Source organism: Hydrogenophaga sp. (assembly GCF_048549895.1).
Classification (GTDB): Bacteria; Pseudomonadota; Gammaproteobacteria; order Burkholderiales; family Burkholderiaceae_C; genus Hydrogenophaga.
Genome location: NZ_JBLYYB010000139.1, coordinates 1 through 23,371, shown reverse-complemented (window position 1 = coordinate 23,371; position 23,371 = coordinate 1). Strand labels below are relative to the sequence as shown.

At 66.4% G+C, this 23,371-nt stretch carries 29 protein-coding genes; 15 read left to right on the top strand and 14 right to left on the bottom strand.

Annotated elements, in window-relative coordinates:
- From ACN4F8_RS14250 to ACN4F8_RS14235, 4 genes are all read left to right on the top strand, one after another.
- Positions 1-135 (top strand): substrate-binding domain-containing protein, encoded by a 135-nt coding sequence (locus ACN4F8_RS14250; protein WP_419474210.1) that lies wholly within the window; start codon positions 1-3, stop codon positions 133-135.
- A 3-nt stretch (positions 136-138) separates the two neighbouring features.
- Positions 139-822, top strand: coding sequence for a molybdate ABC transporter permease subunit (gene modB / locus ACN4F8_RS14245; protein ID WP_419474207.1), 684 nt, complete (start codon positions 139-141; stop codon positions 820-822).
- Complete coding sequence (gene modC, locus ACN4F8_RS14240; protein WP_419474206.1) at positions 819-1,919, top strand: molybdenum ABC transporter ATP-binding protein; 1,101 nt, start codon at positions 819-821, stop codon at positions 1,917-1,919. The genes modB and modC overlap by 4 nt, the downstream gene beginning before the upstream one ends.
- Before the next feature lie 240 nt (positions 1,920-2,159).
- Positions 2,160-2,993, top strand: a complete 834-nt coding sequence (locus ACN4F8_RS14235) for a PEP-CTERM sorting domain-containing protein (protein WP_419474205.1) — start codon at positions 2,160-2,162, stop codon at positions 2,991-2,993.
- Positions 2,994-3,031: 38 nt separating this feature from the next.
- On the opposite strand, the gene ACN4F8_RS14230 is transcribed toward ACN4F8_RS14235, so the two are convergent.
- From ACN4F8_RS14230 to ACN4F8_RS14190, 9 genes are all read right to left on the bottom strand, one after another.
- A complete protein-coding gene (locus ACN4F8_RS14230; RefSeq protein ID WP_419474204.1) occupies positions 3,032-3,253 on the bottom strand; it encodes a hypothetical protein in 222 nt (73 codons plus the stop codon).
- A gap of 139 nt (positions 3,254-3,392) precedes the next feature.
- Positions 3,393-3,797 (bottom strand): DUF3597 family protein, encoded by a 405-nt coding sequence (locus ACN4F8_RS14225; protein ID WP_419474203.1) that lies wholly within the window; start codon positions 3,795-3,797, stop codon positions 3,393-3,395.
- An 84-nt stretch (positions 3,798-3,881) separates the two neighbouring features.
- Positions 3,882-4,664: an ABC transporter ATP-binding protein gene (locus ACN4F8_RS14220; RefSeq protein ID WP_419474202.1), complete on the bottom strand. Its 783-nt coding sequence runs from the start codon at positions 4,662-4,664 to the stop codon at positions 3,882-3,884.
- Positions 4,665-4,669: 5 nt separating this feature from the next.
- Positions 4,670-5,668, bottom strand: a complete 999-nt coding sequence (locus ACN4F8_RS14215; RefSeq protein ID WP_419474201.1) for a FecCD family ABC transporter permease — start codon at positions 5,666-5,668, stop codon at positions 4,670-4,672.
- 4 nt (positions 5,669-5,672) lie between these two features.
- The gene (locus tag ACN4F8_RS14210) at positions 5,673-6,713 is read right to left on the bottom strand and encodes an iron ABC transporter substrate-binding protein (RefSeq protein WP_419474200.1); all 1,041 of its coding nucleotides are present in this window, start codon (positions 6,711-6,713) and stop codon (positions 5,673-5,675) included.
- A complete protein-coding gene (locus ACN4F8_RS14205; protein ID WP_419474199.1) occupies positions 6,700-7,437 on the bottom strand; it encodes a molybdate ABC transporter substrate-binding protein in 738 nt (245 codons plus the stop codon). The genes ACN4F8_RS14210 and ACN4F8_RS14205 overlap by 14 nt, the downstream gene beginning before the upstream one ends.
- Positions 7,438-7,499: 62 nt before the next feature.
- Positions 7,500-8,243 (bottom strand): extracellular solute-binding protein, encoded by a 744-nt coding sequence (locus tag ACN4F8_RS14200; protein WP_419474209.1) that lies wholly within the window; start codon positions 8,241-8,243, stop codon positions 7,500-7,502.
- A 65-nt stretch (positions 8,244-8,308) separates the two neighbouring features.
- The gene (locus tag ACN4F8_RS14195; protein ID WP_419474198.1) at positions 8,309-9,073 is read right to left on the bottom strand and encodes an ATP-binding cassette domain-containing protein; all 765 of its coding nucleotides are present in this window, start codon (positions 9,071-9,073) and stop codon (positions 8,309-8,311) included.
- On the bottom strand, positions 9,070-9,807 hold the full coding sequence (locus ACN4F8_RS14190) for an ABC transporter permease (RefSeq protein ID WP_419474197.1): 738 nt from the start codon (positions 9,805-9,807) through the stop codon (positions 9,070-9,072). Before ACN4F8_RS14190 ends, ACN4F8_RS14195 begins: the two co-directional genes overlap by 4 nt.
- Before the next feature lie 142 nt (positions 9,808-9,949).
- Here ACN4F8_RS14190 and ACN4F8_RS14185 point away from each other — a divergent pair, with 142 nt between their 5' ends.
- Entirely contained in the window at positions 9,950-11,077 is a 1,128-nt protein-coding gene (locus ACN4F8_RS14185) for a substrate-binding domain-containing protein (protein ID WP_419474196.1), read from the top strand.
- Positions 11,078-11,207: 130 nt separating this feature from the next.
- Here the strand turns inward: ACN4F8_RS14185 and coaBC are convergent, their stop codons facing one another.
- Entirely contained in the window at positions 11,208-12,434 is a 1,227-nt protein-coding gene (coaBC, locus tag ACN4F8_RS14180; protein WP_419474208.1) for a bifunctional phosphopantothenoylcysteine decarboxylase/phosphopantothenate--cysteine ligase CoaBC, read from the bottom strand.
- A gap of 111 nt (positions 12,435-12,545) precedes the next feature.
- Here coaBC and ACN4F8_RS14175 point away from each other — a divergent pair, with 111 nt between their 5' ends.
- From ACN4F8_RS14175 to ACN4F8_RS14145, 7 genes are all read left to right on the top strand, one after another.
- On the top strand, positions 12,546-14,216 hold the full coding sequence (locus ACN4F8_RS14175; protein WP_419474195.1) for a CTP synthase: 1,671 nt from the start codon (positions 12,546-12,548) through the stop codon (positions 14,214-14,216).
- A 13-nt stretch (positions 14,217-14,229) separates the two neighbouring features.
- Positions 14,230-15,087 carry a 3-deoxy-8-phosphooctulonate synthase gene (gene kdsA / locus ACN4F8_RS14170; protein WP_419474194.1) on the top strand — a complete coding sequence of 286 codons (858 nt, stop codon included), beginning with the start codon at positions 14,230-14,232 and terminating at the stop codon, positions 15,085-15,087.
- A complete protein-coding gene (gene mntA / locus ACN4F8_RS14165; protein WP_419474193.1) occupies positions 15,084-15,497 on the top strand; it encodes a type VII toxin-antitoxin system MntA family adenylyltransferase antitoxin in 414 nt (137 codons plus the stop codon). Before kdsA ends, mntA begins: the two co-directional genes overlap by 4 nt.
- Positions 15,494-15,928, top strand: coding sequence for a type VII toxin-antitoxin system HepT family RNase toxin (hepT, locus tag ACN4F8_RS14160; RefSeq protein ID WP_419474192.1), 435 nt, complete (start codon positions 15,494-15,496; stop codon positions 15,926-15,928). The genes mntA and hepT overlap by 4 nt, the downstream gene beginning before the upstream one ends.
- Before the next feature lie 32 nt (positions 15,929-15,960).
- Complete coding sequence (gene eno, locus ACN4F8_RS14155; protein ID WP_419474191.1) at positions 15,961-17,244, top strand: phosphopyruvate hydratase; 1,284 nt, start codon at positions 15,961-15,963, stop codon at positions 17,242-17,244.
- 110 nt (positions 17,245-17,354) lie between these two features.
- Complete coding sequence (locus tag ACN4F8_RS14150) at positions 17,355-17,639, top strand: septum formation initiator family protein (RefSeq protein WP_419474190.1); 285 nt, start codon at positions 17,355-17,357, stop codon at positions 17,637-17,639.
- A 4-nt stretch (positions 17,640-17,643) separates the two neighbouring features.
- On the top strand, positions 17,644-18,303 hold the full coding sequence (locus ACN4F8_RS14145; protein ID WP_419474189.1) for an AAA family ATPase: 660 nt from the start codon (positions 17,644-17,646) through the stop codon (positions 18,301-18,303).
- Positions 18,304-18,312: 9 nt separating this feature from the next.
- Here the strand turns inward: ACN4F8_RS14145 and ACN4F8_RS14140 are convergent, their stop codons facing one another.
- Both ACN4F8_RS14140 and ACN4F8_RS14135 read right to left on the bottom strand, forming a co-directional pair.
- A complete protein-coding gene (locus tag ACN4F8_RS14140; RefSeq protein ID WP_419474188.1) occupies positions 18,313-19,290 on the bottom strand; it encodes an Hsp33 family molecular chaperone HslO in 978 nt (325 codons plus the stop codon).
- 49 nt (positions 19,291-19,339) lie between these two features.
- Positions 19,340-19,864, bottom strand: a complete 525-nt coding sequence (locus ACN4F8_RS14135) for a gamma carbonic anhydrase family protein (RefSeq protein WP_419474187.1) — start codon at positions 19,862-19,864, stop codon at positions 19,340-19,342.
- Positions 19,865-19,914: 50 nt separating this feature from the next.
- Here ACN4F8_RS14135 and ACN4F8_RS14130 point away from each other — a divergent pair, with 50 nt between their 5' ends.
- Complete coding sequence (locus tag ACN4F8_RS14130; protein ID WP_419474186.1) at positions 19,915-20,808, top strand: ferritin-like domain-containing protein; 894 nt, start codon at positions 19,915-19,917, stop codon at positions 20,806-20,808.
- On the opposite strand, the gene ACN4F8_RS14125 is transcribed toward ACN4F8_RS14130, so the two are convergent.
- On the bottom strand, positions 20,777-21,166 hold the full coding sequence (locus ACN4F8_RS14125) for a type II toxin-antitoxin system PemK/MazF family toxin (RefSeq protein ID WP_419474185.1): 390 nt from the start codon (positions 21,164-21,166) through the stop codon (positions 20,777-20,779). The genes ACN4F8_RS14130 and ACN4F8_RS14125 overlap by 32 nt on opposite strands.
- A gap of 23 nt (positions 21,167-21,189) precedes the next feature.
- Positions 21,190-21,441 carry an AbrB/MazE/SpoVT family DNA-binding domain-containing protein gene (locus ACN4F8_RS14120; protein WP_419474184.1) on the bottom strand — a complete coding sequence of 84 codons (252 nt, stop codon included), beginning with the start codon at positions 21,439-21,441 and terminating at the stop codon, positions 21,190-21,192.
- A 95-nt stretch (positions 21,442-21,536) separates the two neighbouring features.
- Here ACN4F8_RS14120 and dbpA point away from each other — a divergent pair, with 95 nt between their 5' ends.
- Both dbpA and ACN4F8_RS14110 read left to right on the top strand, forming a co-directional pair.
- Complete coding sequence (gene dbpA, locus ACN4F8_RS14115; RefSeq protein WP_419474183.1) at positions 21,537-22,931, top strand: ATP-dependent RNA helicase DbpA; 1,395 nt, start codon at positions 21,537-21,539, stop codon at positions 22,929-22,931.
- Between the two features lie 57 nt (positions 22,932-22,988).
- Positions 22,989-23,371 (top strand): hypothetical protein (locus ACN4F8_RS14110; RefSeq protein WP_419474182.1); only part of this gene is annotated, 383 nt, incomplete at its 3' end.

Sequence of the window (23,371 nt, the reverse complement as noted above, 5' to 3'; positions counted from 1 at the left end):
CTGTATGGGCCAATCCAGCAGGACGCGGTGCTGCTCAAGCGCGGCGCCAACAACGAAGCCGCCGTGGCCTTGATGAAGCTGCTCAAGAGCCCGAACATCAAAACCCTCATTCGCTCCTACGGCTACGACCTCTGACCCGTGCTGCTGACACCCTCCGATCTCCAGGCCATCGGCCTCACGCTGCAGGTGGCCGCGCTCACCACCGCCATCCTGCTGGTGCTGGGTGTGCCGCTGGCGTGGTGGCTGGCGCGCAGCCGCTCGGTGTGGAGCCGGCCGGTGGGCGCGCTGGTGTCGGTGCCGCTGGTGCTGCCGCCCTCGGTGCTCGGCTTCTATCTGCTGGTGCTCATGGGGCCCAACGGCCCGGTGGGCGGGCTCACGCAGGCGCTGGGGCTGGGCGTCCTCACCTTCAGCTTTGCCGGCCTGGTGATCGCCTCGGTGTTCTATTCGCTGCCCTTCATGGTGCAGCCGGTGCTCAATTCGATGCAGGCACTGGGCGAGCGGCCGCTGGAAGCTGCGGCCAGCCTGCGCGCTTCGAAGCTGGACACGTTTTTTTCGGTGGTGCTGCCGCTGTGCCGGCCGGGGCTGGTCACCGGGGTCATCATGAGCTTTGCGCACACGGTGGGCGAGTTCGGCGTGGTGCTCATGGTGGGCGGCAACATCCCGGGTGTCACCCGCGTGGTGTCGGTGCAGATCTACGACCACGTGGAGGCGCTGGAGTACGCCGATGCCCACCGCCTGGCCGCCGTGATGCTGGGTTTTTCGTTCGTGGTGCTGCTCGCGCTGCAGTTCTACAACCACCGCCAGCGCAGGGGCCGTGCGTGATCAACGAACTGCAACTCACCGCGCGGCTGCAACGCGCCGGCTTCCTGCTCGACGTGGACCTCACGCTGCCCGCGCGCGGCGTGTCGGTGTTGTTCGGCCCCTCGGGCTCGGGCAAGACATCGTGCCTGCGCGTGCTCGCGGGCCTGGAGCCTCAAGCGCAGGGCGTGGTGCGCGTGGATGGCGAAGTGTGGCAAGACACGGCCCGGCGCGTGATGCGGCCGGTGCACCAGCGCGCGCTGGGCTATGTGTTTCAAGAGGCCAGCCTGTTCGACCACCTGAGCGTGCGCGACAACCTGATGTTCGGCTTCAAGCGCACGCCGCCCGCCCAGCGCCGCCACGCCTGGGACCACGGCCTGGAGCTGCTGGGCATTGCCCACCTGCTGCAGCGCAGGCCGCAAGAACTCTCGGGCGGCGAGCGCCAGCGCGTGGCGATTGCGCGCGCCCTGGCCACGAGCCCGCGCGTGCTGCTGATGGACGAGCCGCTGGCCTCCATCGACGCAGCGCGCAAGAACGAAATCTTGCCGTGGCTGGAGCAGCTGCACGCGCAACTCGACATCCCCGTGGTCTACGTCACCCACTCCAACGACGAGCTGGCGCGTCTGGCCGACCACGTGGTGCTGCTCGACAATGGCCGCGCGCTGTGCAGCGGACCGGTGCCGGAGCTCATGACACGGATCGATCTTCCGCTGGCGCGCGGCGACTCCGCTGCGGCCCTGATCGAAGCGCGAGTGGTGAGCCACTCAACCGCCGACAGCTTGAGCGAGCTGGTGTTTGAGGGTGGCCGCCTGCTGTTGCCACAAGCCAGCCACGCCGCCCTCCCCCAAGGCACCGCGGTGCGCGTGCGCATTCAGGCGCGCGACGTGAGCCTGTCGCTGCAAGCACCGGAGCACAGCAGCGTGCTCAACGTGCTGCGCGCCACGGTGGTCGATGTGGTGGACGACACACCCGGCCAAGTGCTGGTGGTCCTGCAGCTGGGCACCGGATTTCATCCGGTGCGGCTGCTTTCACGCATCAGCCAGCTCTCGGCCCGCCGTCTGGGCATCGCACCCGGTCGTGCGGTGTTTGCACAGATCAAGGGTGTGGCGATGGTGCGCTGATGGCCTGCACAAACGGGGGCCGGCATTGTCGGGAAACCTGACAACGCGCGCCCCCCGAATGCCTCCCAGGTGGGTCGACTGCTCGTCAACCTGTTGAAGTTGCAGTCTATTTTTGGTGCTGCGGTTTGTTGGCATGGTTGATGCTCCCCGTGCTGCGCGGACCCACTGGTCATGGAAATGGCCGTGCTCAACGCCTGTGGTTCTGCCGGCCATCACCCACACAACAATGGAGACGCGACCATGACAAAAACCGCAGTGCTGTCCCTCGCCCTGGCCTCATCACTGGGCCTGTTTTGCGTGTCTTCTCACGCCGCCCCGGTGAACCTCAACACATGGAGTCAGGAGTCCTATCCGGCGGTGGCCGGCTTCTCTCCGGGGGTGTGGACCGTCGGTGGCGGTGGCTCCAGCGTCACCCAGGCGGTCAACGGACAACCCACCTTGTTTGTGGGTGACTTCAACGCCTATGGCACCAAGATCACCGGAAAAATCCGGGCTGGCAACGATGGCGACGACGACTACATCGGCTTCGCCCTGGGCTTTGTCGCTGGCGACACGACGAACCCACTGGCCAACTACCTGCTGGTTGACTGGAAGCAAGGCTCACAGTCCTTTGACTTCGGTTCGCCATCGGCATCGCCCGGCGGTCTGGCGCCCGCCGGCCTGGCCGTCTCGCGGGTCACCGGCATTCCAGATGCCGACGAGTTCTGGCAACACGACAACCTGGCGGGCACTCCCGCAGGAAGCGGTCTCACCGAACTGGCTCGCGGCGCGACGCTGGGCAACGTGGGTTGGGTGGACAACACGGAGTACGAATTCACATTCGACTTCGGCCCGAACGACCTGGAAGTTTTTGTCAACGGCGTCAAGCAACTGGACATCAGCGGCTCCTTCGCCAACGGACGTCTGGCGTTCTACAACTTCTCCCAGTCCAGTGTCGTCTACTCCGCTTTTGAACAGGAAGACGGCACCTTCCCACCGGACGGCACCGTGCCTGAGCCGGCTTCCTGGGCTCTGCTGGCCTTGGGTCTCGCGGCCATGACCTGCAGTCGCCGCCTTCGCCCCATCCGCGCCTGATGGCGTTGGGCCAGCGTCCCTTGTGAGGGGTGCGGGTTTCAGCCCACCGCGTCTTTCACGCACTTCTTGGTGAAGCTGTTCTTGGCCGCACCGAAGATCTTCTTCTCCACGGCAGCCGCATCACACGTGGCGGCAGCGTCTTTCTCGCACTTCTTCATGAACGAGTTTTTGGCCGCGCCCGCGAGCTTTTTCTCGGTGGACGCTGCGGTGCAGCTCGCGCCTTCGGCGGCCAGGGATGCCAGTGGGATCAGGGCAGCCATCACGACTGCCCCCAAGCAAAGTGCGCGCATGGGGTTCTCCATCAACGAAAAAATTCATTGAAGGCCAGCGCGATGACACTGTCAATGCACCGAGGCGGGTATCGAAGCCCGCTTCGGGTTCATCCCAGCATCGAAAGTATCAATCGATGAGTTCTTTGGGGATGTTGCCGCCGTTGGCCGCGATGTGGGCCAACACATTCTTGTGCAGCCACATGTTCATCTTGGCCGAGTCGCCCATGAGTTCGTCGGGGCAGTAGAGCTCCTTGGCCAGTTCCTTGCGCGCGGCCAGGCTGCTGTCCAGGTCGAGCAGCTTGAGCAGGTCGACGATGGAGGTTTTCCAGTTGAGCTTTTGCGGGTTGGCGGCGGCTTTTTGCTCCATGAGCGCGACCACGTCGACCATGGTGATGGAGGCCACGGGCGCGGGAGCAGGTGCTGCGGCGGGGGCCGGAGCAGGCGCGGCCGAGGAAGCGGCGGCCGGCGGCTGTGGCACCACCTTGGGTGAGCCCATGCCGAGTTTTTCGAGGATGTTGCTGAAGAGGCCCATGAGATGCTCCTTGAGGGGTGACGGGTGGGATGGAAATGCGAAAGGCCATGGTCGCACATGCCTGTGCGGGGCGTGTGACGGATTTCAGCCGGTGCGCGAGCCGAAGTCGGGCAGGAACACCGGCGCGCCACCGGCCGCAGCGTCGACCTGCACCACACCCGCGCTGTAGAGCGCGCGCAGGCCCTCGGCCTCGATCACCTGCCCCACCACACCCTCGGCCAGCACACGGCCTTCGCGCATGAGCAGGGCACGGTCGGCGCAGCGCAGCGCCTGGTTGGGGTCGTGCGTGGTGAACAGCACCGCCAGCCCCTCGCCGGCCAGCGTGCGGATGGCGCGCATCACCAGACCCTGGTTGCCAAAGTCGAGGCTGGCGGTGGGCTCGTCGAGCAGCACGGCGCGCGGCTGCTGCGCGAGTGCCCGCGCGATCAGCACGAGCTGGCGCTCACCGCCGCTGATGCGGTGCACCGAACGCTCGGCCAGGTGCGCCATGCCCACGCGCTGCAGCGCGCTGTGGGCGATGGTGCGGTCTTGCGCACTGGGGCGGGCAAGCAAACCCTGGTGCGCGGTGCGCCCCATGAGCACCATCTCCAGCGCAGTGAAACCAAAGGTGCTGGCCTGGCCTTGCGGCACGTAAGCGAGTTCGCGCGCGCGCTCGGCCAGCGGCCATTGCGCCAGCGCCCTGCCCTGCAGCTGCACGGTGCCGCCCAGCGCGGGCAGCAAGCCCAGCAGAGTCTTGAGCAACGTGGTCTTGCCGCAGCCGTTGGGGCCGAGCAGTGCGAGCACTTCGCCGCTGCGCAGCGCGAGCGAGAGTTCCGAGCCGACCACGTGGCCAGGGTAGCCCACGCTCAATGCAGTGGCTTGCAGCATGACCGTCATATCCATCCTCTGGAGGCCCGGCGCAGCAACACGATGAAAAACGGCGAGCCGATCAGCGCCGTGAGGATGCCCAGCGGGATCTCCACCGTGGCCAGCGTGCGCGCCAGTGTGTCGATGAACAGCAGCAGCCCACCGCCCAGCACGGCCGAGGTGGGCAGCAGGCGCACGAACGACGGCCCGACCAGAAACCGCGCCAGGTGCGGCACCACCAGCCCGACCCAGCCCACGATGCCGGCGGCCGCCACGCTCGCGGCGGTGACCAGCGTGGCCGCGGCCACGATGAGCAGGCGCAGGGCGGTGGTGCGCGCGCCGAGCGAGCGGGCTTCTTCTTCGGGCAGTGACATCACGTCCATGCGCCAGCGCAACAGGATGAGCACCAACGTGCCCAGCGCCACGGGTGCAATGAGCGCGGGCAGGTCGTCCACGTGCGTGGCCGACAGGCTGCCGAGCAGCCAGAAGGTCATGGCGGGCAACTGGTTGTAGGGGTCGGCCAGCACCTTGACCATGCCGATGCCCGCGCCCAGCAGCGAACCGATGACGATGCCCGCGAGCAGCAGCACCAGCACCGGGTCGCTGTTGCGCACCGTGGAGCCCACGCCGTACACCAGCGCCACCGCGAGCAGGCCGCCAGCGAACGCCGCCATCTGGATGCCGAAGACGCCGATGGAGAAGTAGATGCCGAGCACCGCACCCAGCGCCGCGCCGGCCGACGCGCCCAGGATGTCGGGCGACACGAGCGGGTTGCGAAACAGCCCCTGAAACGCCGCGCCCGCCACCGCCAGCGCGGCACCCACCGCCATGGCGGCCAGCACGCGCGGGCCACGAATCTGCCAAACGATGGTCTGCGTCTGTTCGTTGGGTGCGGGCGCGCCCTGCATCACCGCCCACACGAGCTGCCAGAGGTCGGTCAACGCAATGGGGGTGCGGCCCTGGGTGAAGGCCACCAGCACACCCGCGAGCAGCACGCCCACCGCCCAGAAGGCTCCGCCGCGCATGGGGTCAGTCCCGTCCCGCCAAAACCCGCGCCACCTGCTCGGCGTTCAAGTCCATTTGATAAAACAGCTTGTAAAAATCGCGCGTGATCACCGCCAGGTCTTCGGGAAACAGCGCCGGGTGCACCTTGCTGGCGAGCCACCACAGACCGGGCAGGCGGTTCACGCTGGGCGGAAAGTCGATCCAGCCGAACGGCAGCTTGGGCGAGAGGTGCACGCGCCCGGTCTTCACAGCGCTCACGCTGCGCCACAGCGGGTTGTTGCGCACGGTCTGCGCAAACGTCTGGTCGATGGTGACGATGACCTCGGGGTCCCAGGCCAGCACCTGCTCCATGGACACCGTGGCCAGGCCGCCCTGCAGCCCGGCGGCCACGTGGCGGATGCCCAGGGCCTCGAAGATCTCCACGTTGATCGAACCGCCCAGTCCGGTCTCCAGCCCCTCGGGGCCGCGCGCGTAGTACACGCGGGGCTGCGCTGGCGCACGCGCCACGCGCTCGCGCACCGTGCGCAAGGTGTCGGCCGTGTAACGCGCCAGCACGGCCGCGCGCTCCTGGCGGCCCGTGAGTTCGCCCAGCAGCGTGTAGCCCTGCGCCACCGCCGCCAGCCGACCGTCGAGCAGCGCGTACGGAATGCCGGTCTGCGACTGCACACGGTCGGCCAGCTCGGCGAAGGTCTGGCGGGTCGAGCCCGCATCCACGATCAGGTCGGGTTTGCTGAGCAGCAGCTGTTCGAGGTTGGTGGTGTTGCCGCGCCCGGTGAGGCGCCCCACCTCGGGCCGGTTGCCGATGCCGGGCAAGAGGAATTCGAGCTCGGGCCCCCGGTTGGCGCGCGGCCAGCCGATGAGCGCGTCGGGCGCGAGCGTGTAGAGCCAGATGGCGGCCGGCGGGCCGGCGGGAAAGATGCGCTGCACCTTCGCCGGCACGTTCACGCGCCGGCCCGCGCCGTCGGTGATGCTGCGCGTCTGCGCCCACGACGGCAGGCCAACAAGTGCGCCCGACGCGATCAGCAGATCGCGCCGGCGCAGGGCCTTGCCTTCAGGGTTGGCCAAAGCCGTACCGCGCCAACGCGGCCTGCGCGGGCGGCGCCAGCAGCGCTTGGGCAAACACCTCGGCCGACGCGGGCGCACCGCGCTTCACGGTGAGGCCGTAGGCAGCACCCACCTGCAAGGCCGCAGGCACCTGCACCAGCTTCAGGCGCGGCACCTCTTTTTGCGAAGCCACGGCGTTGGTGCAGTAGGTGAGGAACACATCGGCCTGCCCCTGCTCCATGACCCAGGCGTAGGTGCCCCGGCCAGCGGGTGGTTTGGGCGAATCGGGGCCGCCGGTGAGCTGGAGCGCCTTGGCGTCGAGCGCAGCATACGCACCGGTGCGCACCGTCTCGGCCTTGCGGAAGAGCTCCCACGCGTAGTCGCCCGAGGGGTCGGCCTTGGGTGTGGAGGTGCCCAGTTTCACCGCCGGGTTGAGCAGGGTGTCCAGCAGGTTCTGCGGCGTGGCGTTCACGCCCGCCTGCGTGAGCGCGCACAGGCTGTTGCGCACGAACACGGTGGGCGGCGCCCAGGCACCGGCGGTGGCCAGGCGCTGCGGGTGCTGGGTGTCGGCCGAGGCAAACACCTGCGCGCCCTCGCCTTTTTCGATGCGCTCGCGCAGCAGGCCCGAAGCGCCGAAGGTCAGCGCGATTTTCTGGCCGGTGCGCGCCTCGTGCTCGCGCGCGATCTCGGTGAACACCTCGCGCAGGCTGCCGGCGGCGTAGACCTGCAAAGGTTCTTTGGTCACGGGGCCCTCAGGTGTGGCGCAACCAGCCAGCGCAGCGAGCGCGATGACCGTCAGACGGGCCTTCACTTCGATGCATTCGGGAAGAACAGCTGCTCGCCACCGATCTTGTAGCCAGCAATCGCCGCCTGACCCGCCGCTCCGGTGACCCAGTCCACAAATTTCTGGCCGTCGGCCGTCTTCACCTGCGGGTGTTTGGCAGCGCTCACCAGCATCACGCCGTACTGGTTGAACAGGCGCTTGTCGCCTTCGACCAGCACCACCAGATCACCACGGTTCTTGAAGTTGAGCCAGGTGCCGCGGTCGGCCAGCACGTAACCACCAGCGCTGGAGCCGATGTTGAGCGCAGGACCCATGCCGCAGCCGCATTCCTTGTAGCCGGAACCCTTGTTCGCATCGGTGTCGGTCATCTTCCAGAAGCGCAACTCGGCCGCGTGCGTGCCGCTCTTGTCGCCGCGCGAGATGAAGGGCGCGTTGGCCGTGGCCACCTTTTTCAGGGCGGCCACGATGTCGTTGCCTTTGGTGGCGGCCGGGTCGGCCTTGGGGCCGATCAGCACGAAGTCGTTGTACATGACCTCCTGGCGCTTGGCGGCAAAACCATCGGCCACAAACTTCTCTTCGGCCACCTTGTCGTGCACGAAGAGCACGTCGGCATCGCCCCGGCGCGCCATGTCGATGGCCTGGCCGGTGCCCAGCGCCACCACTTTCACATCGATGCCGGTGGCCTTCTTGAACTCGGGCAGCAGGTACGAAAACAGGCCCGACTGCTCGGTGGACGTGGTAGAGGCCACCACGATGCTTTGCGCCATGGCGCCTGCACTGGTGAACAAAGCGGCGCCGAGGGCGGCAACAACGGTCAAGCGGCGGAAGGCAATCACAAACTTTCTCCTTGAACAAACAAATGGGCCTGCGGACACAGCGACCGCAGCAGGTCGTGGTTGAAAAAATCGGCCACCGGCAGGTCGGCCAGCAGGCGGCCTTGCTCCAGGTAGATCACGCGGCTGGCCAGGCGCTTGACCTGGCCGAGGTTGTGGCTGCTGAACACCAGCGTGGGTGGGCGTTCGCCCGTCGGGTGTGGATGACCGAGCGTGAACTCGGCGATCTGCGCCTCCACCTCGCGCTTGGCGTGCGGGTCCAGGCTGGCCGTGGGCTCGTCGAGCAGCCACACATCTGGGCGCAAGGCCCAGGCGCGGGCCAGCGCCACACGCTGCTGCTGCCCGCCGGAGAGCGCGCGCGCATTGCGCTCGGCGATGTGCCCCAGCTCCACCCGTTCGAGCGCGGCCAGCGCAAGCGCACGGGTCTCACCCCAGGCCACGCCTTTGAGCCAGAGCCCGAGCTGGATGTTCAGCCGCACGCTCAGGCGCAGCATGTGCGGCCGCTGGAACAGCATGGCCACGCGCTGCTCGCTCGATGCGTGCCGCTCGCCCCCGCTGGTGCGCTGCAAGCCGTGCAGCGTGCGCAAGAGCGTGCTCTTGCCGCTGCCGTTGGCGCCCACCAGCGCCACACGCTCGCCGGCCTGGATGCGCAGGTAAATGTCGGTCAGGGCATGCAGCCGGCCGGCCGAACCCAGGTGCACCTGCACGTTGCGCAGGTCAAAGCAGACGGCGGGCACCACCGCGTTCACGGGCAGGCCGGTCATGGCGTCACCAGCGTCAGGCGCGATGCATCGGCGCTGTCGGCGCGCTCGCGCCAGCGGCTGATCAGCGACACCAGGGCGTTGAGCACCAGCACCACAGCCAGCAACACCAGGCCCAGGCCGAGTGCCAGCGGCAGGTCACCCTTGCTGGTTTCCAGCGCAATGGCCGTCGTCATGACGCGGGTGAAACCTTCGATGTTGCCGCCCACGATCATCACCGCGCCCACTTCGGAGACCGCACGGCCAAACGCGGTGATCAACACGGTGATCAGCGCGTAGCGGTCGTCCCAGGCCAGCAGCAAGCTGCGCAGCACCGGGCCCGCGCCCATGGACGAGAGTTGCTCGCCATGGTCACGGTCGGCGTCTTCCACCACCTGGCGCGTGAGCGCGGTCACCAGCGGCAGCACCAGGCAGGCCTGAGCCAGCACCATGGCCTGGAAACTGAACAACCAGCCGAGAAACCCCAGCGGACCCGAGCGTGACAGCAAGAGATAGATGACCAGGCCGACCACCACCGAGGGTACGGCCAGAAAGGTGTTGAGCAGGGTGAGCACCGCACCGCGCCCCGGGAAACGGGCGACCGCCAACCAGGCGCCCAACGCCAGCCCCAGGCCGCACGCCAGCAGGCAGGCCAGGGCGCTCACGGCCAGGGATCGGCTCACCACCGCCCACAGACCCGGATCGCCCGAAACCACCAGCTGCAATGCGGTGGAGACGCTATCGGAAAAGGTGTTCATGTGGGCGCAGAGCATAGGCCGAACACCCCCGGGGGCACCTACGTAATGACGCGGTATGAACTTGTTTGCATAGGCAATCAACTTCATACGTTGAGGCCGTTTGACAGCGGCACCCACCGCGCATGGGGCACACTCGCGGACCATGAAACAGATCCAGTTGTCGTACGCGTTCGCCAACCGCACGCCCGGCCGCTCCAGCGGTCATGCGCTGCTGCGCAACCCGATGATGGACGTGCTGCAGGCGGTGCACACCAGCGGCTCCATCTCGGCGGCGGCGCGTCAGCTCGACCTGTCGTACCGCCACGTGTGGGGGCAGCTCAAGGACTGGGAGGCCGCGCTGGGCCAGGCGCTTTTGTTCTGGGAACGCGGCCAGGCGGCGCGTCTCACGCCGTTTGCTGAACGCCTCCTGATGGCCGAACGGCTGGCACAGGCCCGGCTGGGACCGCAAATTGAAGGTCTTCGCGCCGAACTCGAACGCGCCTTCGCCCGCGCTTTCGACGACGCGGGCGAAGAAGGCGAGAGCGAAGTGCTGACGCTCTACGCCAGCCACGACCACGCCTTGAGCGCCCTGCAGGAATTTGCCGCCACCGCCACACCGGGCGGCAAGGACACCGGGCGCCTGCACCTGGACATCCGCTTCTGCGGCAGCGTGGACGCGATCCGTGCGCTCAACGAAGGCCGTTGCGCGCTGGCCGGGTTCCACGCGCAGCCTTTTGCCGCCTCGGGCAGCCAGAGCGCGCGCACCTACCGTCCGCTGCTCAAGCCCGGGCTGCACAAGATCATCGGCTTTGCACGCCGCGCCCAGGGTCTGATGGTGGCGCCCGGCAACCCGCTGCGTCTGAACGACATGAAGGATGTGGCGCGCCTGCAAGCCCGCTTTGTGAACCGCGCGCTGGGCACCGGCACCCGTTTGCTGCTGGACGAATTGCTCACGCAGGCGCTGTTGATGCCCGAAGACATCACCGGCTTCGAGCGCGCGGAGAGCTCACACGCGGCGGTGGCGCAGGCCGTGGGCAGCGGCGCGGCCGATGTGGGCCTGGGCACCGAGTACGCCGCGCGCACCCAGGGCCTGGGTTTTGTGCCACTCACCGAAGAGCGCTACCTGCTGGTGTGCCTGAAAACCGCCTTGGAGCAACCCGCCGTGCAGCGCCTGTTGCAACGCCTGCGCAGCCGGGCCTGGCAGGACCAGTTGTCGAGCCTGCCGGGTTATGTGCCGGATCACTGCGGTGAGGTCGCTGCAATGAAGCGCCTGCTTCCCTGGTGGGACTGAACAAATATCACCGTTCGGACTGAGCCAAACCCGTTCGGGCTGAGCCTGTCGAAGCCTTGCCAACGCCTTGGTGAGCCCTTCGACAGGCTCAGGGCGAACGGAAATCGGCCAAGTGCAAACGCGGATCAGCTCAGCTGTGCAGCCGCCGCGCGATCTCGGCGATGAGCCGACGCGCCAGCACCAGCTTCGAAGCCCGCGGCAACTCCAGCGTGCCGTCCTCGTCCACCAACAGCAGCGCGTTGTCGTCCTGGCCGAAGGTGTCGGGACCGATGTTGCCCACCAGCAGCGGCACGCCCTTGCGCGCGCGCTTGGCCTGGGCGTGGGCCAGCAGGTCGTGGCTCTCGGCGGCAAAGCCCACGCAATAGAGTGCGCCACTCTGCGCACGCGGGCTGGCCGCTATGCCGGCCAGGATGTCGGGGTTCTCCACGAACGACAGCGTGGGCACCTCGCCCGAGCCGTCCTTCTTGATCTTCTGGTCCAGCATCTGCGCCGGGCGCCAGTCGGCCACGGCCGCGGCCGACACAAACACGGTGGCGGCTTGCGCCAGGTGGTCCAGCGATTTCTGCATGTTCAGCGCCGACTTCACGTTGACCCGGCCCACACCGCGCGGCGTGGGCAGACCCACCGGGCCAGCCACCAACGTGACCTGGGCGCCCGCCTCGTGCGCCGCGCGCGCAATGGCAAAGCCCATCTTGCCGCTGGACAGGTTGGTCAATCCGCGCACCGGGTCGATGGCTTCAAACGTGGGGCCGGCGCTCACCAGCACGTGCTGGCCGGCCAGCACCTTGGGTGTGAAAAAGCGGATCAGGTCGTACAGCAGCTCGTCGGGCTCCAGCATGCGGCCGTCGCCGGTTTCGCCACAGGCCTGCTCGCCCGCGCCCACGTCGAGCACGGTAGTGCCGTCGGCGCGCAGCTGTTCGATGTTGCGTTGCGTGGCCGGGTGCGACCACATTTCGCGGTTCATGGCGGGCGCCAGGATCAGCGGCACGCTCTCAATGGGGCGCGCCAGGCACATCAGCGAGAGCAACTCGTCGGCCCGGCCGTGCACCAGCTTGGCCATGAAATCGGCGCTGGCCGGGGCCACCACGATGGCGTCGGCCTCGCGGCTGAGGTTGATGTGGGGCATGTTGTTGTCGGCGCCGCCCGAGGTGCGCGCGTCCCACTGCGAGGTGAACACCGGGCGGCTTGACAGCGCCTGCATCGTCACCGCGGTCATGAACTGCTCGGCCGCTTCGGTCATGACCACCTGCACGGTGGCGCCGGCTTTCACCAGCGCCCGGCAGAGTTCTGCGGCCTTGTAGCAGGCAATGCCGCCCGAGAGGCCCAGGACGATGTGTTTTCCAGCGAGTTCGTTCATGGGCGCAATGTAGCAGTTGGGCTTCGCCCACATGCCCAGCCGGGTGGGGTTGGGAGGCGCCATTTATAATCGCCATTTCCACCTCCTGCGAGCATCTGGCTCGCCCGAGACATGACCAAATTTGTGTTCGTCACCGGCGGTGTGGTGTCCTCCCTGGGCAAAGGCATAGCCTCCGCATCCCTGGCCGCGATTCTTGAGTCCCGCGGCCTCAAAGTCACCCTCATCAAGCTCGACCCGTACATCAACGTGGATCCGGGCACCATGTCCCCCTTCCAGCACGGCGAGGTGTTCGTCACCGACGACGGCGCCGAGACCGACCTGGACCTCGGCCACTACGAGCGTTTCATTGAAACGCGGATGAAGAAGACCAACAACTTCACCACCGGCAAGATCTACCAGTCGGTGCTGGAGAAGGAGCGCCGGGGCGACTACCTCGGCAAGACGGTGCAGGTGATCCCGCACGTCACCAACGAGATTCAAGAGTTCATCCAGCGCGGCGCCGGCATCGGCACTGCGGATGCGGTGGACGTGGCCATCGTCGAGATCGGTGGCACTGTGGGCGACATCGAATCATTGCCGTTCCTGGAAGCGGTGCGCCAGATGAGCCTGCGCATGGGCCCGAACAACTCGGCCTTCGTGCACCTGAGCTATGTGCCCTGGATCGCCGCCGCCGGCGAGCTCAAAACCAAGCCCACGCAGCACACCGCCAAGGAGCTGCGCGCCATCGGCATCCAGGCCGACGCCCTGCTCTGCCGCGCCGACCGCCGCATCCCCGACGAAGAGCGCGCCAAGATCAGCCTGTTCAGCAACGTGCCCGAGTGGGGCGTGATCTCCATGTGGGACGTGGACACCATCTACAAGGTGCCGCGCATCCTGCACGAGCAAGGGCTGGACGGCCTGATCTGCGACAAGCTGCGCCTGAACACCCCACCGGCCAGCCTCAAGCGCTGGGACGATCTGGTCTATGAGGTCGAACACCCCAAGGCCACGGTGCACATCGCCATGGTCGGCAAATACGTCGACCTGTCGGACAGCTACAAGTCGCTCAACGAAGCGCTGCGCCACGCCGGCATGAAGAACCACGCCAAGGTGCAGATCGACTACATCGACTCCGAAACCCTCAACCCGGCCAACGTGGCCAAGGTGCTGGGCCACTTCGACGCCATCCTCGTGCCCGGCGGCTTCGGCAAGCGCGGCATCGAAGGCAAGATCTGCGCAGCGCGTTTTGCCCGCGAGCACAAGGTGCCTTATCTCGGCATCTGCCTGGGCATGCAGGTCGCCACCATCGAATACGCACGCCACGTGGCCGGCCTGAAAGACGCCAACAGCACCGAGTTCGAGGCCGACACGCCGCACCCCGTCATTGCACTCATCACCGAGTGGAAAGACGCCGACGGCAGCATCAAACAACGCGACGCGAACTCCGACCTGGGCGGCACCATGCGCCTGGGCGCACAAAGCTCCGACGTGGCCCCGGGCACGCTGGCCCACCAGATCTACGGCCCGGTGGTCACCGAGCGCCACCGCCACCGCTACGAAGCCAACGTGAACTACCTCGACCAGCTGCGCAAGGCGGGTCTGGTGATTGCCGCGCTCACGCAGCGCGAGCAGCTCACCGAAATGGTGGAGCTGCCCCAGAGCGTGCACCCCTGGTATGTGGGCGTGCAGTTCCACCCCGAGTTCAAGTCCACGCCGTGGGCGGGGCACCCGCTGTTCAACGCGTATGTGAAAGCCGCGCTGACCCAGCAGGGCCTGACCGCCAAAGTCGCCACCCCTGCCTGACCGAGCACCCACCATGAAACTCTGCGGCTTCGACATCGGACTGAACCGGCCCTTCTTTTTGATCGCCGGCCCCTGCGTGATCGAGTCCGAGCAGTTGCAGATGGACGTGGCGGGTCAGCTGAAAGAGATCACGGGCAGCCTCGGCATCCCGTTCATCTTCAAGAGCAGCTTCGACAAGGCCAACCGCAGCAGCGGCACCACCTACCGCGGCCCGGGCCGCGAGAAGGGCCTGGAGATCCTGGCCAAGGTCAAGCGTGAACTCGGTGTGCCGGTGCTCACCGACGTGCACAGCGAAGACGACATCGCCGAGGCGGCCAAGGTCTGCGACGTGCTGCAGACGCCCGCCTTCCTGTGCCGCCAGACCGACTTCATCCGCGCCGTGGCGCAGAGCGGCAAACCGGTGAACATCAAGAAGGGCCAGTTCCTCGCGCCGCACGACATGAAGAACGTGATCGACAAGGCCCGCGCGGCAGCAAAAGAAGCCGGCCTGAATGAAGACAACTTCATGGCCTGCGAACGCGGCGCGAGCTTCGGCTACAACAACCTCGTGAGTGACATGCGCTCGCTGGCCATCATGCGCGAGACCGGCGCGCCGGTGGTGTTCGACGCCACGCACAGCGTGCAGCTGCCCGGCGGGCAAGGCACCAGCAGCGGCGGCCAGCGCGAGATGGTGCCGGTGCTGGCGCGCGCGGCCGTGGCCGTGGGCGTGGCGGGCCTCTTCATGGAGACCCACCCAGACCCCGCCAAGGCCATGAGCGACGGCCCCAACGCCGTGCCGCTCAAGCACATGAAAGCGCTGCTCGAAACGTTGCTGGCGCTGGACGCGGTGACCAAGAAGAACGGTTATCTGGAAGAGGCGTTCAACACATGAACCTGCCGTCCCGCGATGTCATCACGCAGGTCGTGCGCGACGTGCTGCCGGATGCACGCGCGGCATGGCTGTTCGGCAGTGCGGCCAAAGGCCACTGGCGCGAAGGCAGTGACATCGATCTGGCGGTCAGCATCCCGCAGCCTTTCACCGCTGCTGCACGAATCGCCGCCGCTGAACGGATGATCGCGGCGCTGGGTATCGAAGTCGACTTGCTTGACTTCGACCAGATGCACACCGTAATGCAGGTGCAGATCATCGACACAGGCCATCTCCTGTTCAGCCAGGATCCGGTCGCACTGGCGCAGTACCAGGGCTTTCTGCACACCGAGTACCAGAATATCCAGCAATGGCGTCAGCCCATGATGGCGCAGATGGCCAGACGCCTGGCCGGCGAGGACGTGTCTCGATGAGCGCTTCCAGCTCCCTGGTGGATGCCCTCGCGCAGAAGGCTGCGCGCATCGATCGATGCGTTGAGCGTGCGCGCGAAGAGCACCGGCTGTCGCCCGATTTTTTGAATGATCACACGCGCCAGGACGCTGCCGTGCTGAACATTCAGCGGGCCTGCGAGCTGAGCATCGACATGGGCAACATGGTGATCGCTCACGAGCAATGGGGCCTTCCGCAAAGCGCTCGCGAGGTGTTTGCAATCTTGGGCCAGCGAGGCGTGCTGGAACCCGCGCTCGTGGTGCAACTGCAGCACATGGTTGGGTTCCGCAACATTGCGGTACACGAATACGACACGCTGGACATGACAATCGCCGTGCGCGTGATCACGCACGACATCGACAGCCTGCGCCAGTTGGCCGGCCGCCTGCTCCAGCGATACCTTTCTTCCACCTGATTTTTTGACTTGAACCTGAGGACCCTACATCCATGAGTGCAATCGTTGACATCGTTGGCCGCGAGATTCTGGACAGCCGCGGCAATCCCACCGTCGAATGCGACGTGTTGCTGGAAAGTGGCGTGATGGGCCGCGCGGCCGTGCCCTCGGGCGCGTCCACCGGCTCGCGCGAAGCCATCGAGCTGCGCGACGGCGACAAGAGCCGTTACCTCGGCAAGGGCGTGCTCAAGGCGGTGGAGCACATCAACACCGAGATCTCTGAGGCCGTGTTGGGCCTGGACGCCTCCGAGCAGGCGTTCCTGGACAAGACCCTGATCGACCTCGACGGCACCGACAACAAGGGCCGCCTGGGTGCGAACGCGATGCTGGCCGTGTCCATGGCGGTGGCGCGTGCCGCGGCCGAAGAAGCTGGCCTGCCGCTCTACCGCTACTTCGGCGGCATGAGCGCGGTGCAAATGCCCGTGCCCATGATGAACGTGGTCAACGGCGGTGCGCACGCCAACAACAACCTCGATCTGCAAGAGCTGATGATCATCCCCGTGGGCGCGCCGAGCTTTCGCGAAGCCGTGCGCTGGGGTGCCGAGGTGTTTCATGCACTCAAGAAAATCATCCACGACAAGGGCATGAGCATTGCCGTGGGCGACGAGGGTGGCTTTGCGCCCAACGTGGCCAACCACGAAGCCGCGATCCAGATGATCCTGGAAGCCATCAGCAACGCCGGCTACACCGCCGGTGAGCAGATCGCCCTGGGCCTGGACTGCGCCGCCAGCGAGTTCTACAAGGACGGCAAATACCACCTGGATGCCGAAGGCCTGACGCTCAGCGCCGAAGACTGGACCAACATCCTCGCCACCTGGGTCGACAAGTACCCGATCATCAGCATCGAAGACGGCATGGCCGAGGGCGACTGGGACGGCTGGAAGGTACTCACCGAGCGCCTGGGCGCCAAGGTTCAGCTGGTGGGCGATGATTTGTTCGTCACCAACACCAAGATCCTGAAAGAAGGCATCGACAAGCGCATCGGCAATTCGATCCTGATCAAGATCAACCAGATCGGCACGCTGACCGAAACCTTCGCTGCCATCGAGATGGCCAAGCGCGCCGGCTACACCGCCGTCATCTCGCACCGCTCCGGCGAAACCGAAGACAGCACCATCGCCGACATCGCCGTGGGCACCAACGCCGGCCAGATCAAGACCGGTTCGCTCTCGCGCTCGGACCGCATGGCCAAGTACAACCAGCTGCTGCGCATCGAGGAAGACCTGGGTGAAGTGGCCGTGTACCCAGGTCGCGCTGCTTTCTACAACTTGCGCTGAACATGACCCCCACGCTCCGCCGCTTCGCGGGTCGCTGCCCCCCAAGGGGGCTGGCCTTGCTTGGGGCGGCCCTGCGCTGCGGCCGGTCGCTTCGGTAACAATCCCAGTCCATGGCCAACCGCTTCATCCCCGCCCTGCTGATCGCGCTGCTGCTGGTGCTGCACGCCCAGCTGTGGTTCGGGCGGGGCAGTGTGCCCAAGGTGGCGAGCATGAAGCAGCAACTGGCCGCGCAAGAACTGGCGAACCGCGATGCGCAACAGCGCAACGACCAACTGGTGAGCGAGGTGCGCGACTTGCAGGAGGGTCTGGACATGGTCGAGGAACTCGCCCGCGCAGAACTGGGCATGGTCAAGCCCAACGAAATCTTCGTGCAGATCGCGCAGAACAAGCGCTGACACCATGGCGGTCATCACCGTCGCCTTGCTCGGCGGCGAGTCCAGCGGCAAGACCACCCTGGGCCTGGCCCTCACCCGACAACTCAACGCCCTGGGCGTGAGCGCCACGCTGGTGCCCGAGCACCTGCGCGTCTGGTGCGAACGCGAAGGCCGCGCGCCGCTGGCGCACGAGCAGGTGGCCATGGCCGATGAACAAACCCGCTTGATCGACGCGGCCGCGCAAAGTGGCGCGGAGGTGGTGGTGGCCGACACCACGGCGCTGGTGGTCGCGGCCTACAGTGAACGTGTGTTCAACGACCGCTCGCTGTTGCCCGTCTCGCTGAAGGCGCAGCAGAGGTTCAACCTCTCCCTGCTGATGGGCCTGGATCTGCCGTGGCAAGCCGACGGCCTGTGTCGCGACGGGCCCGGCATGCGGGCCGACATCGATGCCGTGCTGCGACGCGAACTGCAAGCGGCCGGCATCCCGTTCCAGACCGTTTATGGCGGCGCAGAGGCGCGACTGCAGCACGCACTGCGCGCCGTGGGTGTGATGCTCGGCCGCCCGCTGGTGGCGCAAGACCCGCTGCTGGAAGCCGGCACAGGCCGCTGGACCTGCGAGAACTGCAGCGACCCCGACTGCGAGCGGCGGCTCTTCAGCGGGCTTGTGTCCCGGCACCCAAGCTGAACGGCCGCCTCAGTGCTTCTGGTCGCTGGCCGGCTGCTGGATTTCGGGCTGCAGGAACACCTGCGCCGCGTCCACCGGATCGAACCGGTACTGCGCACCACAAAACTCGCAACCCACTTCCACCTGCCCCTGCTCGCTCAAGATCGATTCGATCTCGTCGCGGCCCAGGCTGCGCAGCATGTTGCTCACACGATCACGCGAACAGGTACAAGCAAAACGCGGACCCGTTTCACCCACCATCGGCTCGAAGCGGCGCACGTCTTCTTCCCAGAACAGGCGGCGCAGGATGGTGTCGGCGTCCAACGTCAACAGCTCTTCTCGCTTGAGGCTGGAGGCGAGGATGGCGATGCGGTTGTAGTCCTCGTTCAGACCGATCTGGTCTTCGTCGCGCGCGCCCGACTGGCCTGCGAGGTTGCCACTGCCCTGCAGCGGCAGGCGTTGAATCAGCAGACCGGCGGCCACATGTTCGTTGGCCGCGAGCACCAGGCGCGTGTCGAGCTGCTCGCTCTGCAGCATGTAGTGCTCGATCACTTCGCTGAGCTTTTCCAGCTTTTCGCGCTGGTCGCCGTACAGCGGCACCACGCCCTGGTAGGGCGCCTGGCCGGGCAGGCGGTCCTTGGGGTCCAGCGTGATGGCGCAGCGGCCCTGGTTGGTCACGTTGACCATGTGCGAAAGCGGTGCGTCTTGCGCCACGTCGCCGATGACGGTGGCGGTGGCGCGCAGGCTCAGGTCGGGCTGCACCTCGGCCACGGCCAGCTTCACCGGCCCGTCGCCCATGATCTGCATGATGAGCGCGCCGTTGAACTTGATGTTGGCCTGCATCAGCGTGGCCGCGGCCGTCATCTCGCCCAGCAGCTCGGTCACGGCCACAGGGTAGCCGCCGCCATCCTTGTGGCGTTGCAGGATTTCTTGCCAGGCGTCGGTGAGGCGCACGAGCATGCCGCGCACCGGCAGGCCTTCAAAGACGAATTTGTGGAGTTCGGACAAACGGGGCTTTCAGGGAACGTTCGAAAAACGCAATCGTGGCAGATCGGGTTCAGCCGACCTTTTTCAAGGTCTTGCGAAAATGATCGGCGTTGTCGGTGTAGTGCTTCGCGCTCATGCGCAGGCCTTCGATCTGCTCGGGCGTGAGGGTTTTGGCCACGCGCGCCGGGCTGCCCAGGATCATGCTGCCGTCGGGAAATTCCTTGCCCTCGGTCACCAACGAGCCTGCGCCCACCAGGCAGTGTTTGCCGATCTTCGCGCCGTTGAGCACCACCGCGCCGATGCCGATGAGCGAACCATCGCCGATGGTGCAGCCGTGCAGCATCACCTGGTGACCCACCGTCACGTTCTCGCCGATGGTCAGCGGCTGGCCCACATCGGCATGCAGCACGCTGCCGTCCTGGATGTTGCTGCCGCGCCCGACGGTGATGGTCTCGGTGTCGCCCCGCACCGTCACACCGAACCACACGCTGCTGTCGTCGCCCAGCACCACGTTGCCAATGACCTGTGCGTTCTCGGCCACCCAGGCCGATGCGGCCACGCGTGGGGCCATGCCGTCGAGTTCGTAAAGGGCCATGTGTGTTGTCTCCAGTGACGGGTTTGAGGATGCTTCCTAGAATTGTAGGGATGCAAGCCCCCGCCCACCTGTCGCCTCCGCCCTCCGTTTCCCTGCGCGCCGGGGCCCTGCGGGCGCTGTGCACCAGCGAACCGGACCAGAAGGTGGCAGCCACCCACACCCTCTTTGAGTCCCTGCAAGCGGGCCACACCCAGCTGGACCCCGCCGAGCGCCTGACACCCGCGCCCACTGCCCCCCTGCCCGGGCGACCAGCGCGGCCCGTGCTGATTGCCCCGGTCGACGTGTCCCAGCGCACCCCCTTCACCCCCGAAGGTTTTGCCATGCTGCTGCACGCGGTGGCGCACATCGAATTCAACGCGATCGATCTGGCGCTGGACGCCATCTGGCGCTTCCCCGACATGCCCGCCGACTACTACACCGACTGGCTGGGTGTGGCGCACGAGGAAGCCATCCACTTCGGCCTGCTGCGCGCGCACCTGCAAAGCCTGGGCCACGACTACGGCGATTTCGCAGCGCACAACAGCCTGTGGGAAATGTGCCTGCGCACGCAGCACGACGTGACCGCGCGCATGGCCCTGGTGCCCCGCACCATGGAAGCCCGCGGCCTGGACGCCACGCCACCCATGCAGGCCCACCTGCGCAAGGTGGGCACGCCGGCGGCGCTGCGCGCGGTCGAGATTCTTGACGTGATCCTGCGCGACGAAATCGGCCACGTGGCGGTGGGCAACCGCTGGTACGGCTGGCTGTGCGAGCAGCAGGGCATCGAGCCGCTGGGTCACTACCGCCGGCTGGCGCGCGAACACTCGGCGCCTCGGTTGAAACCACCGTTCAACGAGCCGGCGCGGCTGGCGGCGGGGTTCAGCGCGCAGGAGATGGCGGAACTGCAAAAATCGCCGCTCGTCGAGTCTGGGTTCACACAGCCGATATCTGAACGATCTGATTGAGCACAACACAAGCCTGAGCGAACGGTGCATCGGGCATGGCGCCCATGGGGTGGGGTGACGCGTCGCGGTGCCGCCAGTCAAGCGACTTGGGCTGGTGGCACAGCACGTAGCTGGTTTTGCCTGCTTTTTTGCCGGCCACCGGGCCCACCGCGATGGCAAACGGGTTGTCGGCGTTGTAGGCCGCCGTGGTCATGGGCAGACCGATCACCAGCGACGTTGCCGTATTGAACTCGACCGGAGACAACACCAGAAACGGGTGCATGTCGCGCATTTCGCGACCGGCCTGCGGATTGCAGTTGATCCAGATGACGTCCTGGCGCTGAGGCACCCAGTCGGCTCGGCGGATTTTGGGTCGCACCGCTCGCGGCGCAGCGGCTCGCGTTACCAACGCTCAGCCCCAACCGACGCGCCGGGCATGGCCTCACCGCCATGGCGGACCGGATCGAACCGCGCCAGGCGCTGCGCCAGCGTGGGCTCGGCATCCAGCAGCGGCGTGATGATGATCCGGCCCGCGTCCACCGACACCTGGACGCGCTGGTCGGCATGCAGGTGGGCGGCTTTGGCCACCGCAGCGGGAATGCGCACACCCAGGTTGTTGCCCCAATGCTTGATATCGAGAATGGCTTCGGCCATGGATGCTCTCCAAAAAATGTTTAAACAAAGTATAAACAAAGAGGATCATTCGCGCCCCGTCAATGACGAAGAAGCACAAGTACCGATAATCGGGGATGACTTCCGCACCCCCGACCGCTTTCAGCACCCTCCCCCTCTCCCCCGCCACGCTGGCCAACCTGGAGCAGCTCGGCTACAGCGAAATGACGCCGATCCAGGCGGCCGCCCTGCCACCCGCGCTGCTGGGCAAGGACATCATTGCCCAGGCCAAGACCGGCAGCGGCAAAACCGCCGCCTTTGCCCTCACCCTGCTGGCCAACCTGAACGCACGCCGCTTTGCCGTGCAGACGCTGGTGCTGTGCCCCACGCGCGAGCTGGCCGACCAGGTGACCACCGAGATCCGGCGCCTCGCGCGCGCCGAAGACAACATCAAGGTCGTCACGCTCTGTGGCGGTGTGCCGCTGCGCGGGCAACTGTCCACGCTGGAGCACGGCGCGCACATCGTGGTGGGCACGCCGGGCCGCATCATGGACCACCTGGAGCGCGGCAGCCTGCCGCTGGACGCGCTCAACACCCTGGTGCTGGACGAAGCCGACCGCATGCTCGACATGGGCTTCTTCGACGACATCGTGACCGTGGCCAAACAGTGCCCGAAGACACGCCAGACGCTGCTCTTTTCCGCCACCTACCCCGAAGGCATCGCCAAGCTGAGTGCGCAGTTCATGCGCGACCCGGTCACGGTAAAGGTGGAGGCGCAGCACGCGGGCGCGCAGATCGAGCAGCGCTGGTACGAGGTGAAGGACACCGAGCGCCTGGACGCGGTGAGCAAACTGCTGGCCCACTTCCGCCCGGCCAGCACGCTGGCGTTTTGCAACACCAAGGCCCAGTGCCGCGACCTGGTGGCCGTGCTGCAAGCCCAGGGCATCAGCGCACTCGCGCTGTTTGGCGAACTGGAGCAACGCGAGCGCGACCAGGTGCTGGTGCGCTTTGCCAACCGCAGCTGCTCGGTGCTGGTGGCCACCGACGTGGCCGCGCGCGGCCTGGACATTGCCAGCCTGGCCGCCGTGATCAACGTGGACGTGACGCCCGACGCCGAGGTGCACATCCACCGCATCGGCCGCACCGGGCGCGCGGGCGAGAGCGGCCTGGCACTCAACCTGGTCAGCATGGACGAGATGGGCAGCGTGGGCAAGATCGAACAACTGCAGGGGCGCGAATCGAAGTGGCACCCACTGAGCGAGCTCGTGCCCACCGGCAAGGGCCCGCTGGTGCCGCCCATGGTGACACTGCACATACAGGGCGGCCGCAAGGAAAAGATCCGCCCCGGCGACGTGCTGGGCGCGCTCACCGCCGACCTGGGCTACACCCGCGAACAGGTGGGCAAGATCAACGTGAACGAATGGTCGACCTACGTGGCGGTGGACCGCAACATCGCCGAGCAGGTGGCCAGCCGCTTGAACGACGGTCGCATCAAGGGCAAGAGTGTGAAGGTGCGGGTGCTGGAGGACTGAGTCTGAGCTTCAAATCAGCTCTTGAACCGCTCAGCCCGACTTGACCAATAGACTCAAATGGCGACTGTCTACAACTTCGATCGCACGGACAGGTTCTACGTTGGCGAAGAAGAAGCCGGTCTTTGCCAAATCACGGGGACGCCGCTCATTTCAGGGTGTGCCACCCTACGGCCACCACCACTAAAGGAAACTGATCTTAAAAAAATCGCGGTGTTCGTTAGTGAAGACTTAGGCTGGAAGCTGGTCGAAAACAACTTCTGGCGTCCGCCTCGACAGGCATACCGGCCAACTCTAGGCAACGCATTCGACGGCTGCTTGGACATACTTCAATATCCTCCGCGCCGCCTGTGCAGATATCCGGGGATGCCGCGAGTGATGGCCTCAGCGATGTTCAGCATGGCACTCGCGGGCCGGTTGGCCTACATACAGCGACGTGTACT

Coding starts and splice junctions, on each gene's coding strand:
- ACN4F8_RS14235 (WP_419474205.1), top strand. CDS start 2,160: ATGACAAAAACCGCAGTGCTGTCCCTCGCCCTGGCCTCATCACTGGGC.
- ACN4F8_RS14135 (WP_419474187.1), bottom strand. CDS start 19,864: ATGGCCCTTTACGAACTCGACGGCATGGCCCCACGCGTGGCCGCATCG.
- kdsA (WP_419474194.1), top strand. CDS start 14,230: ATGAAACTCTGCGGCTTCGACATCGGACTGAACCGGCCCTTCTTTTTG.
- ACN4F8_RS14150 (WP_419474190.1), top strand. CDS start 17,355: ATGGCCAACCGCTTCATCCCCGCCCTGCTGATCGCGCTGCTGCTGGTG.
- ACN4F8_RS14195 (WP_419474198.1), bottom strand. CDS start 9,073: ATGACCGGCCTGCCCGTGAACGCGGTGGTGCCCGCCGTCTGCTTTGAC.
- ACN4F8_RS14230 (WP_419474204.1), bottom strand. CDS start 3,253: ATGGCTGCCCTGATCCCACTGGCATCCCTGGCCGCCGAAGGCGCGAGC.
- ACN4F8_RS14145 (WP_419474189.1), top strand. CDS start 17,644: ATGGCGGTCATCACCGTCGCCTTGCTCGGCGGCGAGTCCAGCGGCAAG.
- dbpA (WP_419474183.1), top strand. CDS start 21,537: ATGACTTCCGCACCCCCGACCGCTTTCAGCACCCTCCCCCTCTCCCCC.
- ACN4F8_RS14220 (WP_419474202.1), bottom strand. CDS start 4,664: ATGCTGCAAGCCACTGCATTGAGCGTGGGCTACCCTGGCCACGTGGTC.
- ACN4F8_RS14225 (WP_419474203.1), bottom strand. CDS start 3,797: ATGGGCCTCTTCAGCAACATCCTCGAAAAACTCGGCATGGGCTCACCC.
- eno (WP_419474191.1), top strand. CDS start 15,961: ATGAGTGCAATCGTTGACATCGTTGGCCGCGAGATTCTGGACAGCCGC.
- mntA (WP_419474193.1), top strand. CDS start 15,084: ATGAACCTGCCGTCCCGCGATGTCATCACGCAGGTCGTGCGCGACGTG.
- ACN4F8_RS14215 (WP_419474201.1), bottom strand. CDS start 5,668: ATGCGCGGCGGAGCCTTCTGGGCGGTGGGCGTGCTGCTCGCGGGTGTG.
- ACN4F8_RS14200 (WP_419474209.1), bottom strand. CDS start 8,243: ATGGCGCAAAGCATCGTGGTGGCCTCTACCACGTCCACCGAGCAGTCG.
- ACN4F8_RS14175 (WP_419474195.1), top strand. CDS start 12,546: ATGACCAAATTTGTGTTCGTCACCGGCGGTGTGGTGTCCTCCCTGGGC.
- coaBC (WP_419474208.1), bottom strand. CDS start 12,434: ATGAACGAACTCGCTGGAAAACACATCGTCCTGGGCCTCTCGGGCGGC.
- ACN4F8_RS14190 (WP_419474197.1), bottom strand. CDS start 9,807: ATGAACACCTTTTCCGATAGCGTCTCCACCGCATTGCAGCTGGTGGTT.
- hepT (WP_419474192.1), top strand. CDS start 15,494: ATGAGCGCTTCCAGCTCCCTGGTGGATGCCCTCGCGCAGAAGGCTGCG.
- ACN4F8_RS14185 (WP_419474196.1), top strand. CDS start 9,950: ATGAAACAGATCCAGTTGTCGTACGCGTTCGCCAACCGCACGCCCGGC.
- ACN4F8_RS14120 (WP_419474184.1), bottom strand. CDS start 21,441: ATGGCCGAAGCCATTCTCGATATCAAGCATTGGGGCAACAACCTGGGT.
- ACN4F8_RS14130 (WP_419474186.1), top strand. CDS start 19,915: ATGCAAGCCCCCGCCCACCTGTCGCCTCCGCCCTCCGTTTCCCTGCGC.